This window comes from Amycolatopsis aidingensis (genome assembly GCF_018885265.1).
Lineage (GTDB): Bacteria > Actinomycetota > Actinomycetes > Mycobacteriales > Pseudonocardiaceae > Amycolatopsis > Amycolatopsis aidingensis.
On the sequence record NZ_CP076538.1, the window covers coordinates 6,089,396 to 6,103,286 of the forward strand.

The following is a 13,891-nucleotide window of genomic DNA, read 5'->3' on the forward strand; positions in this document are numbered from 1 at the left end:
CGCGTTCAGCCCATGTGCGGGTAGGTGATCACCGAGGGCGCGTCGAAGTTCTCCTTGATCGAGCGCGGGCTGGCCCAGCGCAGCAGGTTGAACATCGAGCCGGCCTTGTCGTTGGTGCCCGAACCGCGGGAGCCGCCGAAGGGTTGCTGGCCGACGATCGAGCCGGTCGGCTTGTCGTTGACGTAGAAGTTGCCTGCCGCGTACCGCAGGGCCCGGTGTGCCTGCTGGATGGCGGTCCGGTCGTCGGCGAACACCGCGCCGGTCAGCGCGTAGTCGGCGCTTCCGTCGACCAGCTCGAGGATCCGCTCGTAGTCCTTGTCCTCATAGACGTGCACGGCCATGATCGGGCCGAAGTATTCGGTGGAGAACACCTCGTGCCCCGGGTCGTCACAGACCAGCACGGTCGGCTCGACGAAGTAGCCCACCGAGTCGTCGCAGCCGCCGCCGGCCAGCGTGGACAGCGCCGAGTCGCCGGGGACGCTGTCCAGCAACCGCTTGTGCTTGGCGAAGGCACGGGAGTCGATCACCGCGCCACCGAACAGCGAGAGGTCGGTGACGTCGCCGTACTTCACGGTGCGGGTGAGGTCGGCCAGCTCCTCGCGTACGCCGCCCTCCCACAGCGAGCGCGGGACGTAGGCACGGGAGACCGCCGAGCACTTCTGGCCCTGGTACTCGAACGCGCCGCGGACCAGCGCGGGCACCAGTTTGTCGGTGCGGGCCGAGGGGTGCGCGACCACGAAGTCCTTGCCACCGGTCTCGCCCACGATCCGCGGGTAGCCGCGGTAGTTGTCCAGGTTGTCCGAGACGGTGCGCCACAGCTTCTTGAAGGTGGTGGTGGAGCCGGTGAAGTGCAGGCCGCCGAAGCCACGGTCGGTCAGCGCGACCTCACTCACCGCCTGCCCGTCGCCGGTCACCATGTTGATCACGCCGGGCGGCAGTCCTGCCTCCTCGAAGGCCTGCATGGTGTAGTGCGCGGCGAGCTGCTGGGTGGGGGTGGGCTTCCACACCACGGTGTTGCCCATCAGCGCGGGGGCGCTGGGCAGGTTGCCCGCGATCGCGGTGAAGTTGAACGGGGTGATCGCGACGACGAAGCCGTCCAGCGGCCGGTACTCCATCCGGTTCCACACCCCGGGCACCGAGTTCGGCTGCTCGGCGAGGATGCGGCGGGCGTAGTGCACGTTGAACCGCAGGAAGTCGATCAGCTCGCAGGCCGCGTCGATCTCCGCCTGCTGGATGGACTTCGACTGGCCCAGCATGGTGGCCGCGTTGATGGTGTCCCGGTAAGGGCCGGAGAGCAGGTCGGCGGCGCGCAGGAACACGGCGGCGCGCTCGTCGAAGGGCAGCTCGCTCCACTCCCTTGCCGCCCGCTTCGCGGCGTCCACGGCGTCCGCGACATCATCGTTGGTCGCCTGCGCCGCGATCCCGAGCACATGCGCGTGGTCATGCGGCTGCACCACGTCGAAGGCCTCGCCGCCCGCGCGCCTGCGCCGCCCGCCGATCGTCTGGGTGAGCTCGTGCTTCTCCGCCTCCAGCTCGGCCACCCTGCGCTGCAGCGACTCCCGCTCCGCGCTGCCGGGCGCGTAGGTGTGCACGGGTTCGTTCGCCGGAGTGGGAACGGTGGTCACAGCATCCATGATGTGCTCGCCTCCTGGGTGTTGCCCGATGATCGCTCGTGGGCCAGCCTCGTGGGCCGGCCGCCCGGCACCCATGGTCCCACGTCGCGGCGGTTACATCAGCTCCAGCAGGAAGGGCAGTTCCTGGGGCGCGTACCAGGCCAGCTCGTGGTCCTCGGCGCCGCCGAGGACGAACTCGGCGTCGGGGTTGCCGAGGTCGGCCTCGTCCACCACCTCGGCGGCGGCCCGCACGTCCCGTTCCGCCTCGATGAGGTCCACGTGTACCGCGGCCACCTCGTCCAGCGACACCGCGCCACCGATCCGGACCACGGCGTCGTCCAGGTCCGGCCGCAGGGTCACGTCATCCACATCGGCCGAGATGACCACCCGCCGGGGGAACTCCTCGCCGTCCTCCTCGGCGGCGATCAGCCGGAGCGAGGCACGGGCCGCGTCGGCCAGTGCGGCGTACTCCAGCTCCTCGGTGTCCCCGCTGATGTAGGACTCGCGCAGCGTCGGGGTCAGCGCGAACGCCGTCCCACTGACCGGCGTGAACTTTCCGTCGGCCACGAACTTCCGCAGCATGCCGATGGTCGCGGGCAGGTAAACCCTCACCAGTTGATCCCCTTCAGTTCCGCCAACGAATCCCTCAGCATATCGGCCAGCAAGTCCACATCGGACATCGCTTTCCGGTCGCCGTTCAATCCGAAGTAGACGTTTCCGTGATATGACGTGACGCCGATGGCGAGCGCCTGCCCCCTGGCCAGTGGCATGACCGGGAACATCTCGACCATCCGCGCCGTGCCCGCGTAGAGCTGCTGTTGCGGACCTGGCGAGTTGGTGATGACCAGGTTGAAGATGCGGCCGGAGAACGATCCGGCCGCCCTGGCACCCAGGGAGTGCAGGGTGGCTGGGGCGAAACCCCCGACCCGCAGCAGCGCGCGGGCCGCCACCGAGCGCCCCGAGTCGGTGTGCTCGGTCATCGCGTGCCCGATGTGCTGCAGCCGCAGCACCGGGTTGGGCTCCCCGACCGGCAGGTCGACCAGGTACGCGACCACCTCGTTGCCGATGATGCCGGCCGAGGAGAACTCCTCCGTCTCGGCGTCCCGTACCGCCAGCGGCACCAGTGCGCGCACGGTCTCCACCGAGGTCAGCGCCGTGCCCCTGGACATCAGCCATTCACGCAGCGCACCGGTGATCACCGCGAGTACCACGTCGTTGACCGTGCCGCCGTGCTCCGCCCTGACCTGCCGGTAGTCCTCCAGCTTGGTGCGGACCACGGAGAACACCCTGCCGCCGGAGACATGCGCGTTCAGCGGCCCGGCCGGAGCCGGACGGACCACGGTGCGCAGCGCCGAGGCCACGCCACCGACCGTGCCGACCACCTTCTCCGCGGTGGCCACCGCGTCCTGGGCGGCCGAACGGACGTTCTCCAGCAGCTCGCCGGGGCGCTGCACGGTCTCGCCCATCGCGTCCAGCAGCAGCTGGGCCCTGCTGGGCTGCCTGCGCGGGGTCCAGGTGTCCTCCTCGGGTGGCCCGCATCCCTGCGGGACCGAGTCCAGGATGAGCTGTCCGAGATCCACGGTGCCGATCCCGTCCACCACCGACTGGTGGGTCTTGGTCACCAGTGCCACCCGGTCCCCGGCGAGGCCCTCCACGAAGTAGGCCTCCCACAGCGGGCGTTCCTGGTCCAGCGGCCGGGAGAGCAGCCGCGCGACCAGGTCGAACAACTGGGCATCGGTGCCGGGGGCCGGCAACGCTGAGCGCCGGACGTGGTAGTTCAGGTCGAAGTCGACATCGTCCACCCAGACCGGCCTTGCCAGGTGGCCGGGGATGCGCATCACCCGCTGCCGGTATCGGGGCAGGTAGAGCAGCCGCTGGCCGATCAGGGCGAGCAGGTCCTCGTAGCTGAAACCCTCCCTGGGCCGTTCGAAGATCGCCACACCCCCGACGTGCATCGGCGTCGTGGGGTCCTCGAGGTAGAGGAAGGACGCGTCGAGCGCGGACAGGCGGTCTGGCATGGGTCGATCCTGACACAGGTGCGAGACTTGATGCTGTGAGTGCTGAGTCTCCGGCGTCGCAGGCGGTGTCCCCGAAGGATCGGTTCCTGACCGTGTACGGGCGCAAACCGGTGCTGGAGGCCCTCGGCGACCCGGGCCTGGATGTCGACAAAGTGATCCTCGCGGACTCGGTGCGGGGGCCGGTGGTGGCGGAGATCCGGCGCGCCGCGCGGGCGAGCGGGGTGCCGGTGCAGCGGGCCAGCGCGCACCGGGTGAAGGTGCTGGCCGGAAACGGCAAGCAGGACCAGGGGGTGCTGGCCGATGTGGTGGCGCGCCGGATGCGCCCGCTGGCGGCGGCGCTGGCCGGGCCGAAGCCGCCCGCACGGGTCCTGGTGCTGGACGGGATCACCACCCCGGCGAACGTCGGGATGATCCTGCGCACCGCCACCGCGGCGGGCCTCGGCGGCATCGTGGTGCCGCGGCGCGGCGTGGCCGCGCTGGACCCGCTGGTGGTGAAGGCCTCAGCCGGGGTGGCGTTCCGGGCGCCGATGCTGCGCTGCGCGAGCGCGGCCGAGGCGGCGGGGCTGCTGGCCGGGGCTGGCTACCGGCTGTACGGGCTGGGTGCGTCGGGATCCGGCTCGCTGTTCGAGGCCGAGTTTCCGGCGCGGGCGGCATTCGTGCTGGGCGGGGAGACCGCCGGGGTTGGTCCGGAGGTGCGCGAGCGGGTTTCGGAGTGGCTGTCCATCCCGATGCCCGGTGAGGTGGAGTCGCTGAACGTATCGGCCGCGGCCGCGGTGCTGTGCTTCGAGCTGGTGCGCAGGGGGCGTTAGGGCCGGACGAGCCGGCCGCGCAGCGCGCGCAGGGTACTGGCCAGCGCGGCAGGTGACCCTGGGGCGACGTGGATCTCGGCCTCGTCGCCGCTGCCGGTGGTGTAGTTGAGGTAGCGGCCCCAGTCAGTGTCCACATAGTGCAGGGGCTGTTCCAGTCGCAGGTAGCGGCCGAGGTCGTCGCGCTCGGCGACGTAGAGCTCGCCGCTGCCGAGCACCGGCCGCTGCACGACCTTGACGATCTCGCGCACACCCTGGCTGCGGGCCCGGTCGGCACTGCCGCGCTCGGCGGCCTCGTGGAACTCGGGCATGCCGACGGTCCATGGGCTGCCGCCGCCGGGTACGGCCTCGGGCAACTGCTCCACCAGAGCCTCGGCCAGGGCCTCGTGGTGCACCGGAGCGAGGGCGACCTGGTCGTCCGCACGGACGGCGAGCAGGCCGGCCAGCCCGCGGCAGGCGGCGAGCACGCCCCAGGTGCTCCCCTCGTGGGTGAACCAGCCGTAGTACTCCACCGCCGCGCCGGTGAGGAGCGTGAGGGCGTCGAGCAGGCCGGCGTCGACCCGGCCGTCCCGGTGCAGCAGGCCTGCCTCGATCAGCGTGTCCTCCAGGCGCGCCTGCGCGGCGTGCTGTTCCTCATCGGGCAGCCACCGTGGTTCCGGCTGGAGGGTGAGGTGCAACGGGCCGAGGTTCTCCCGCGTGGTGAGGGCGGCCAGCACGTCGACCGGGAGGTCGACCCGCCGCTGGATCACTGACCGATCACCGGCGGGACCGTCTTGCCCAGCTTGCCGATGAAGGCCTCGTCGGGGTCGTTCTCCTCGAGGTAGGCGGGGCGTTTGCGCTCCTCGTCCTCGCCGCCACGGCCGCGGCCTGCGCCCGCGGCACCCATCGGTCCGGCGGCCGTGCCGCCCCGGGCCGCCGTGGTGCCCTTCGCGCCGGTCTCCGCCGCGGCGGAAGTGCCCGGCACCCCGGCGCCGCTGCCCTTGCCCGCGCCGAGACCACGGGGGCCTTCCGGCGTGCCGCCGCGCCCGGTGACGCCCTCACCACCGAGCCCGGCACGCCCCGCGGCGCCTCCCCTGGCCGCCGGGGCGCCCTTGGCCTGGCCACCGCCCTTCTGGCCGGGCTGGTTGCGCAGCCGCTCGCCCGCGGTCCCCCGCTCGCTGCTACGGCGGAAGCCGGTGGTGCCCGGCTTCCGGTTGGCGGTGTTGCGCCGGTTCTGGTCCTCGCCTCGGTTGTTCAGGGTGCCGCCGATCGGGACGGGCCCCGGGGTGGGTCCCGGCGTACGGCCGGGGCCGGTCGGCGGCGGGGAGGTCACCGGCCCGGAGGAGGGTCCACTGGTGGTCGGCGGAGCGCCACCGGTGCTGACCGGCGGGTTGACGTTCGGCGTCGGCGTCACCGGGCCGCCGCCGCTCACGGTCGGGGTGGCCAAGGGCGGGTTCACCGTGGAGGCCGTGGTGGTATCCGGGATGCCGGCCTGTGCACCGTGCACGCTGCCGGTGTTCCCGCTGCCGATCGAGATCGCCGCCCCGTCGGAGGTCAGCACGCCGAAGTCCCTTGGCAGCGCACCCTGCGTGGCACCGGTGGCCGCCGAGTACTGGCCCATGACGTCGACGTTGTGCTGAGCTGCCTCGTTGTGCGCGCGCATTCCCTGTTGGTAGGAATCGATGTCATCCTGGGCCATGAACGGCCCCGCCACCGGAATCGCCGCCTTCAGTCCCGTGGTCCACGGATTCGGCGCCTCCGGGGCAGGCGGTACGGGAACCACGCTGTTCTTGGACCGTTCGAATGATTCCGACTGGCCCTGCAGCGATTCTTTCGCCATATCCAGCGGGTTGGCGGTGTCCGCGAAAGCCTTCGCCAGCAGCCCGGCGCCCGCATTGGCTTTTCCGGCGCTGTCGCCCTCCCAGTACTGGTTCATCTGGTCCCGAAGGCCGTCGATTCCCTGCGCACGGTCCAGGTACTTGGCGGACAGTGCCGCGATCCGCTCGGATGCCAGGTTCAGCCGGCGAGAGTCACCCTCGGTGAAATTGTGGTAGATGACCTCGCCGCTCATGCTGGCCGTGCCGACCACTTCTCCCATCTCAGCCCCCTTTCAGAGTGTCCAACACCGCCGAAGCAACCTGCCGTGCCGTTCCGCAGGAATTCTGTTCGGTGTCGTACCCGGACGCACCGACCGTGAAGGTCAGATCATCCGCGATTCCGACCCACAGTCTGCAGTAGCCTCGCGGCCGACCGTCGCTACCGTCGGCATACGCGGCCGGATACCCGTCTATGGGTTCCGCTGACTCGTAGTATCCAAACTGCCCATCCTGAAAGGCAGCATACAGACCCGCTAGACCGCCAGCACCGGCATCGCGATTACCAGTTTGCAGCCCAACACTGAGCGATTCCATCTTCCCTCGAACATGCCAACCACAGCTCGGCCCAGCCAACATCTGGTCAGCTTTACTAGTTTTGGCATCCCCTGGTTTGGTGTAACCAAGTCCCGTCAGGACCGGCGACGGCACCAAACCGCAGGGGTCATTCACGTACCGGGACGCGTCCAGCGGCTGAGTAACTTGCGGGACATCGCCAGCGCCGTCTGAGCCGGAAGAGGGCATCGGCGTACCCTTAACTTCACCACTCGAACAACCGGTCAAGATCAGTGTCAGCATAGCCAGCACGATCAGAAGAAAATGACGCATACTAAAGACCGTCAGTGATCGAATTGGCCCGCGAGAAGGCCGCTTCACTCTCAGCCTCCTGCCCTTGGTGCGCTCGCTTGGCCGCCAAAAGCTTCTCGATATAGGTCTCGACGTAGCTACGCATCGACATGTTCTGCTCCTGGAGCCTCTTCAGAGACGCCCTGGCCGTTTCGACATAACCTGTGCTCGCCTGATCCTTGGCTGGCGGTGTCGCGAGTTCGAGCAGGTAGCCGATATCCTCGCCGTCTTCAATGATTGTTTCGTGTTCCGCCTCCCACTTGCGGATCACGGAGTCGATCTCCTCAGCGCTGGGGAACCGGAAGCCCCCTCCTCCACTGGATCCGCTGGCGCCCGCGGCGACCTGATCGAGGAACGACTGGCCCCAGACCTGCCGAACAGCCGCTGCCGCCGCACCCGCTCCCACGCCTGAAACTGCCTCGTCAGCCATCCTGTCTCCCCGCAAAACGTGACCGTCCAACAGACGAGCGTAGCGGAGAAGGAGGATCGTGGTGGGCGTGTCGTGGCAAATCACCACGACGGATCACCTGAGCCGAGCAATGAGTCGTTTCGCCAGGTCAAACGTCTCGTCCTCGACCCGCTGTTGCGTGGAACCCGCGTCGTCATGGCTGAGCCTGACCAGTACGTTCCCGACCTGGAAGCCGATCGACAGGGTCTTCACCTCCGGATGCGCGCGCGGCCGGTGCAGCGCGGCTCTATCGGCTCCGGCCAGGTCAGTGCGTTCCCAGCCGCCTCTGGAGACGAACTTGCCCCTGAAGAACCGTGCGGCCGCACCTTCCGGGTCGTCAGCCCGCAGCATGATGTTCGCGTGCAAGGTCAATGACCGGCCATGCACCCCACGGTCCCGCCCCGGAATCGGCGAGCTTCCGACCCACCTGCACGTCAACTGGTCCATGCCGGGACCGGAACTGTACTTGTCGATCTGCTGGCTGATGTTCTCCTCGAGCAACCGCTGAACCTCGGTCTCCGACACGATCGAGCAGCGCAGCCGTGCTAGTTCGTGCATCGTGGCACTGACCTCCGTGGGCGTGGACGGCAACGCGTCGAGTCCGGCCGTCACGCCGTCGCTGACCCGGCCCGGCGGTTCGCTCGTGCACGACGCGGCGAGCAGCGCGCCCGCACAAGCCAGCAACCGGAACGACGGCCGCGGCACCATCCGCCGTCGCGGCGGTGCGCCTTGTTCACAGGCCGAGCAACGCGGATGCCGGGCAAGGCGGCCAGCCGGGTCGGTTCCGTACAGCGGGTAGCACCGGGCACCACAGAGGGCGACGAACTCGGTGTCGTACCCACCCTCTACGGTCTCACAACCAGCAGGGACATAGTGCGCAGGCGCCGCCGGACCTGCGATTCGAGCAGCTTCGGGCATCCACCCGCACATGGGGATCAAACGGCACGTCCTCTCCAGTCAGCAACCTCGCACTACGCAATCAGCTTGTCATGAAAATTCCATGACAGTTCCACAGTCCACACCATTGAGTGACAGCCAAGGTTGCATGACGCTGAGTAGGCTCTGCGTGGCCGTGATCAGCAGCGAAGCCGGAGGAAGCCGTGCCCGAACCGTTCAACCCGAGCATCCGACTACGGCGGATTGCCCGCTCGCTCCGCGAGTGGCGCGAACCGACCGGGCTGAGCAGCGGTGAGGCCGCGGCGAGGGCGGGGTGGTCGGCGGCCAAACAGTCCCGTCTGGAGAACGCGGCCCAGCCGATCACACCGGCGGATGTCATGACCCTGGCGTTGATCTATGACGTGGCCGAGTCCGTACGGGACGAGGTATTCAACGCAACCCTGGCGGTACAGGACAAGGCATGGTGGGAGGAGGCCAAAAAGGGTGCTCTGACAGCCGACGTGCTCGCCTATGTGGAGTTGGAGGCCGAAGCCAGCAGGGTTCGCCTATTCAAGATCGACCTGATTCCTGGATTGTTGCAGACGGCAGAGTATGCCGCTGCGATCAGCCGCTCATTCCTTCCACGCGCATCAGAGGAGCTGCTTCAAGCTCGCGTAGACGCCCGCATTCAGCGACAAGCCCGAGTGCAGGACGGCAACCCGCTCAAGGTCGAGGCAGTGATCACCGAGAATGCGCTCCGGATGACGATCGGTGGCCCCGGCGTAATGCGGCGTCAGTTGGGCCGCCTGATCTCGGTTGCCGCCCTCCCAAACGTTGATCTACGGGTCATTTCGGCGAGGTCTGGTGCCTACCCGGCGATGGGCACTCCCTTCAGCATCCTGTCGTTCGCTACCGACCAACCCGATGTCGGCTATGTCGAGCTCGTCAACAAGGGCGTTTATCTAGAGGAAGCGGAGGATGTCGAGACATATACGCTGAACTTCGAAGGCCTGCGCGAGGTGGCGCTGGACCCGGAGGACTCCACCGAGCTCATCTCCACGATCGGGGGCGGCCTGGAGGACGCATAGACTGGAGAACATGATGCCCGCCGACCTGACCGACGCGATCTGGCACACAAGCAGCTACAGCAATGGCGGCGGCAACGAGTGTGTCGAGGTCGCGATGCTGGAGGACGGGGCGGCGGTGCGGGATTCGAAGTGCCCTGGGGTGGCTTCCTGGTCCTCGGGGCGGAAGCCTGGGACGCGCTTCGCGCGGTCCTGCGTTCCTGAGCAGCAAACGCGTGCGCGTGGGGAGCAAACACGTGCGCGTGGCGGGCAAACACGCGGTCAGGGGTCGAGGATGCCGGGGAAGAGGGCGGCCAGTTCGGTGAGGGTCTCCTGCACCGAGGTGTGCTGAACGCCGACCATGCCGACGGCGACGGCGGCGGCCACATTGCTCGCCGAGTCGTCCACGAAGACGCAGGTCTGCACGGGGAGGCCGAGCAGGTCGGCGGTGATCCGGTAGACCTCGGCCTCCGGCTTGGCCACGCCCACCTCGCCGGAGAACACGACGGCGTCGAAGTACGGGCGCATTGCCCGGCGCGCCGCCCCGCCACCGGCGGCGTTGGACAGCAGGGCGGTGCGAATCCCCTGGTCGCGGGCGGTTTCTACGGCCACGAGCAGGTTTCCTCCCGCCGTGTCGGTCAGCACGCCCGCGTAGTCCAGCACCAGCCCACGTAGCACAAGCGCCCACCCTAGCGACCCGAAACGAGCACAAGTCACCGACTCGGGCGGTCCTTGACCGAATTCGGGCCCCTGCGCGCTCTGTCCTATGGGCGGGCCTTCCATCCGGGTTCCGCCGCCACCACGACCGACCTGGAGGGAACGGGACGTTGCGCACGACATACCGGGCGGCCCTGCGGCCACTGCAACCGTACGAACCGCCGATGCGCCGGGCACCGATCCGGTACGTGCACACCGGGCAGCTCGCCCTGGACCTGCACCTCACCTTCGGCGGGCGCAGGCCGGCCGCGGCCAGGCCCGCGCCCCCGCCGGTCCCGGTGCTGGAACGGCGCAGGCTGCACGACATGCTGACGGTGATCCTGGAGGCCAGCACCGGGCACCGGCAGGCCACGCAGGTGCGCTCCCTGCTGGACAGGGAACTCTACCGCGAGCTGATGGCGAATCCGCGCACCATCGGACCGCGGCACGCGCTGAAGAGCGTGCACGCCTGCCAGCCGGCCATCGACGCCATCGAGGCCTGCGGCCGGGTGCACGCGGGCAACCGGGTCATGGCCCTGGTGGCCCGCTTCGAGGAACAGGCCGGGCAGGGGTGGCGGTGCACCCTGTTCAGCCTGCTGGAACCGGCCGACCGGAATCGCGGCTAGCGGCGGGCACCCTTCTTGTTCTTCTTCGCCTCGGCACGGGCGGCCGCACGCCGCTCCCGCCGGGTGCCGCCGCCGGACCCGCCACCTTGCTTGCCCTCGCCGCCGTCACCGCCGCCACGCGACTCGACACCGCCGCCCTCGGCGGGCCCGGACAGTTGCAGGCCCTGCTGGCTGCCACCGCCGAGGCCTTTGCCACGCAGCGCGGCGGGCACGGCCTCGCCCTCCTGCTGCTTCGGCTGGGTGCCCGGCTGCGGCGGGGTGGGCTTGGCGTGCCGGCCACCGGTGGCCTGGCCGTTGCCGTTCCCGCTTCCGGTCGGCAGCGCGGTCGCCTCCTCGGCGGCCGGGGCCTGCGGCTGCTCGGCCCGCTCGACCTGGAGGTTGAACAGCAGGCCGACGGTCTCCTCCTTCAACGACTCCAGCATCGTGTTGAACAGGTCGAAGCCCTCGCGCTGGTACTCCACCAGCGGGTCACGCTGCGCCATCGCGCGCAGCCCGATGCCCTCCTTGAGGTAGTCCATCTCGTAGAGGTGCTCGCGCCACTTGCGGTCCAGCACGGACAGCACGACCTGGCGCTCCAGCGCCCGCATCGCGCCCTTGCCGACCTGCTCGTCCAGCTCTGCCTCCCGCTTGGCGTAGGCGTTGCTCGCGTCCTCGAGCAGCGCCTCCTTGAGGCTGTCGGCGTCCAGGTCATCCATCTCCTCGGAGAGGTCCTCGAACCGGATGCCCACCGGGTACAGCATCTTCAGCGCGGTCCACAGCTTCTCGTGGTCCCAGTCCTCGGCGTACCCCTCGGCGGTGGCGCCGTCGACGTAGGCGGTGACCACGTCCCGCAGCATGTGCTCGGCCTGCTCACGCAGGTCCTCGCCCTCCAGCACCCGGCGGCGCTCGGCGTAGATCACCTTGCGCTGCCGGTTCATCACCTCGTCGTACTTGAGGACGTTCTTGCGGATCTCCATGTTCTGCTGCTCGACCTGCGTCTGCGCGCTCTTGATGGCCTTGCTGACCATCTTGTGCTCGATCGGCACGTCGTCCGGCAGCCGCATGGTGGTCATCACGCGCTCGACCATGGCGGCGTTGAACCGCCGCATCAGGTCGTCGCCGAGCGAGAGATAGAAGCGGGACTCACCGGGGTCGCCCTGCCGGCCGGAACGACCACGCAGCTGGTTGTCGATCCGCCGGGACTCGTGCCGTTCGGTGCCCAGCACGTACAGCCCGCCCGCCTCGACGACCTCCTCGGCCTCCGCCTTGGACGCCGCGCTGACCTCCTCGAGCACCTTGGGCCAGGCGGCCTCGTACTCCTCGGAGTTCTCCACCGGGTCGAGGCCACGCTCGCGCAGCACCTCGTCGGCGATGATGTCCGGGTTGCCGCCGAGCACGATGTCGGTGCCGCGGCCCGCCATGTTGGTGGCCACCGTGACCCCGCCCTTGCGGCCCGCCTTGGCCACGATCAGCGCTTCCCGGTGGTGGTTCTTGGCGTTCAGCACCTCGTGCGGAACACCGAGCTTGAGCAGCAGCTTGGAAAGGTGCTCCGACTTCTCCACGCTCGTGGTGCCGACCAGCACCGGCTGGCCCTTCTCGTGCCGCTCGGCGATGTCCTCGGCAACGGCCTCGAACTTCGACTGCTCGGTCTTGTAGATCAGGTCGGCCTGGTCGGTACGGATCATCGGCCGGTTCGTCGGAATCGGCACCACACCGAGCTTGTAGGTCTGGTGGAACTCGGCAGCCTCGGTCTCGGCGGTACCGGTCATCCCGGCCAGCTTGTCGTAGAGCCGGAAGAAGTTCTGCAGGGTGATCGTGGCCAGCGTCTGGTTCTCGGCCTTGATCTCGACGCCTTCCTTGGCCTCGATCGCCTGGTGCATCCCCTCGTTGAAGCGGCGCCCGGCCAGCACCCGGCCGGTGAACTCGTCCACGATGAGCACCTCGCCACCGCGGACGATGTACTCCTTGTCCTTGCGGTACAGCTCCTTGGCCTTCAGGGCGTTGTTCAGGTAGCCGACCAGCGGGGTGTTCGCCGCCTCGTACAGGTTCTCGATGCCGAGCTGGTCCTCGACGAACTCCACACCCTTCTCGGTGACGCCGACGGCGCGCTTGCGCTCGTCCACCTCGTAGTGGACATCGCGCTTCATCAGCGGCGACATCCGGGCGAACTCGGTGTACCAGCGGGAGGACTGGTCCGCGGGACCGGAGATGATCAGCGGGGTCCGCGCCTCGTCGATGAGGATCGAGTCCACCTCGTCCACGATCGCGAAGTTGTGCCCGCGCTGCACACAGTCCTCGAGGCTCCAGGCCATGTTGTCGCGCAGGTAGTCGAAGCCGAACTCGTTGTTGGTGCCGTAGGTGATGTCGGCGTTGTACGCCGCCTTCCGTCCCTCCGGGGGCAGGTCGGACATGATCACGCCGACCTCGAGGCCGAGGAACCGGTGGATCCGGCCCATCCACTCCGAGTCACGTTTGGCCAGGTAGTCGTTGGTGGTGACGACGTGAACGCCCTTGCCGGAGATGGCGTTGAGGTAGACGGCCAGCACGGAGGTCAGCGTCTTGCCCTCACCGGTCTTCATCTCGGCGACCTGCCCGAGGTGCAGCGCGGCACCGCCCATGATCTGCACGTCGAAGGGACGCTGGCCGAGCACCCGCTGGGCTGCCTCCCTGCCGACCGCGAACGCCTCCGGCAGCAGATCGTCCAGGGACTCGCCATCGGAGTGCCGTTTGCGGAACTCGTCGGTCTTGGCCTGCAGCTCGGCGTCCGAGAGGTCTTTCACGTCGTCTTCGAGGGTGTTGATGTGCTGGGCGATGCTGCGCAGCCGCTTCAACGTCTTACCCTCGCCCGCGCGGAGCAGGCGGTTCAGAACCATCCGTTCGACCTCGCTGTGTGTTTCCGTTCGATTCCCGGACCGAGCAGGGTGTGGTGCGCCCACCGGCTGGCACGCGCTACCCCCATCGTAGGGAAGGTGGGTAGCCGGGCGCACACACCATCGTCGTTCGATGCGGTTGACACCATGCGGCGGCCCGCACGCGGGCGCGTGCGGGCCGCCGTTGCCGTGGGGT

14 protein-coding genes are annotated in these 13,891 nt (G+C 68.8%); 4 read left to right on the forward strand and 10 right to left on the reverse strand.

Annotated features, from left to right (window positions below; translation table 11 throughout):
* Positions 1-5: 5 nt before the first annotated feature.
* The 3 genes from pruA to KOI47_RS27725 all read right to left on the reverse strand — a co-directional run bounded on the left by pruA (position 6) and on the right by KOI47_RS27725 (position 3,631).
* Positions 6-1,634, reverse strand: a complete 1,629-nt coding sequence (pruA, locus tag KOI47_RS27715; RefSeq protein ID WP_216209386.1) for an L-glutamate gamma-semialdehyde dehydrogenase — start codon at positions 1,632-1,634, stop codon at positions 6-8.
* 93 nt (positions 1,635-1,727) lie between these two features.
* Complete coding sequence (locus KOI47_RS27720; RefSeq protein ID WP_216209388.1) at positions 1,728-2,225, reverse strand: DUF6912 family protein; 498 nt, start codon at positions 2,223-2,225, stop codon at positions 1,728-1,730.
* A complete protein-coding gene (locus tag KOI47_RS27725; protein ID WP_216209389.1) occupies positions 2,222-3,631 on the reverse strand; it encodes a WS/DGAT/MGAT family O-acyltransferase in 1,410 nt (469 codons plus the stop codon). The genes KOI47_RS27720 and KOI47_RS27725 overlap by 4 nt, the downstream gene beginning before the upstream one ends.
* Before the next feature lie 35 nt (positions 3,632-3,666).
* Here KOI47_RS27725 and KOI47_RS27730 point away from each other — a divergent pair, with 35 nt between their 5' ends.
* Complete coding sequence (locus KOI47_RS27730; RefSeq protein WP_216209390.1) at positions 3,667-4,440, forward strand: TrmH family RNA methyltransferase; 774 nt, start codon at positions 3,667-3,669, stop codon at positions 4,438-4,440.
* On the opposite strand, the gene KOI47_RS27735 is transcribed toward KOI47_RS27730, so the two are convergent.
* From KOI47_RS27735 to KOI47_RS27755, 5 genes are all read right to left on the reverse strand, one after another.
* A complete protein-coding gene (locus tag KOI47_RS27735) occupies positions 4,437-5,186 on the reverse strand; it encodes an ESX secretion-associated protein EspG (protein ID WP_216209392.1) in 750 nt (249 codons plus the stop codon). The genes KOI47_RS27730 and KOI47_RS27735 overlap by 4 nt on opposite strands.
* Entirely contained in the window at positions 5,183-6,514 is a 1,332-nt protein-coding gene (locus KOI47_RS27740; RefSeq protein WP_216209394.1) for a WXG100 family type VII secretion target, read from the reverse strand. Before KOI47_RS27740 ends, KOI47_RS27735 begins: the two co-directional genes overlap by 4 nt.
* Before the next feature lies 1 nt (position 6,515).
* A complete protein-coding gene (locus tag KOI47_RS27745) occupies positions 6,516-7,118 on the reverse strand; it encodes a DUF3558 domain-containing protein (protein WP_216209396.1) in 603 nt (200 codons plus the stop codon).
* Position 7,119: 1 nt separating this feature from the next.
* Positions 7,120-7,566, reverse strand: a complete 447-nt coding sequence (locus KOI47_RS27750) for a hypothetical protein (protein WP_216209398.1) — start codon at positions 7,564-7,566, stop codon at positions 7,120-7,122.
* 93 nt (positions 7,567-7,659) lie between these two features.
* A complete protein-coding gene (locus KOI47_RS27755) occupies positions 7,660-8,292 on the reverse strand; it encodes a hypothetical protein (RefSeq protein WP_216209401.1) in 633 nt (210 codons plus the stop codon).
* A gap of 392 nt (positions 8,293-8,684) precedes the next feature.
* Between KOI47_RS27755 and KOI47_RS27760 the strand changes: the two genes are divergently transcribed.
* Positions 8,685-9,548, forward strand: coding sequence for a DUF5753 domain-containing protein (locus KOI47_RS27760; RefSeq protein ID WP_216209402.1), 864 nt, complete (start codon positions 8,685-8,687; stop codon positions 9,546-9,548).
* A gap of 13 nt (positions 9,549-9,561) precedes the next feature.
* Positions 9,562-9,876 (forward strand): DUF397 domain-containing protein, encoded by a 315-nt coding sequence (locus KOI47_RS36540; protein WP_408629956.1) that lies wholly within the window; start codon positions 9,562-9,564, stop codon positions 9,874-9,876.
* Here KOI47_RS36540 and KOI47_RS27770 read toward each other — a convergent pair.
* Positions 9,807-10,202 (reverse strand): HAD-IA family hydrolase, encoded by a 396-nt coding sequence (locus KOI47_RS27770; protein ID WP_232376296.1) that lies wholly within the window; start codon positions 10,200-10,202, stop codon positions 9,807-9,809. The two genes, KOI47_RS36540 and KOI47_RS27770, sit on opposite strands and share 70 nt — an antisense overlap.
* Positions 10,203-10,351: 149 nt before the next feature.
* Between KOI47_RS27770 and KOI47_RS27775 the strand changes: the two genes are divergently transcribed.
* Positions 10,352-10,846 (forward strand): Rv3235 family protein, encoded by a 495-nt coding sequence (locus KOI47_RS27775; protein ID WP_216209406.1) that lies wholly within the window; start codon positions 10,352-10,354, stop codon positions 10,844-10,846.
* Here the strand turns inward: KOI47_RS27775 and secA are convergent.
* Complete coding sequence (gene secA / locus KOI47_RS27780) at positions 10,843-13,698, reverse strand: preprotein translocase subunit SecA (protein ID WP_216209408.1); 2,856 nt, start codon at positions 13,696-13,698, stop codon at positions 10,843-10,845. The genes KOI47_RS27775 and secA overlap by 4 nt on opposite strands.
* Positions 13,699-13,891 lie beyond the last annotated feature (193 nt).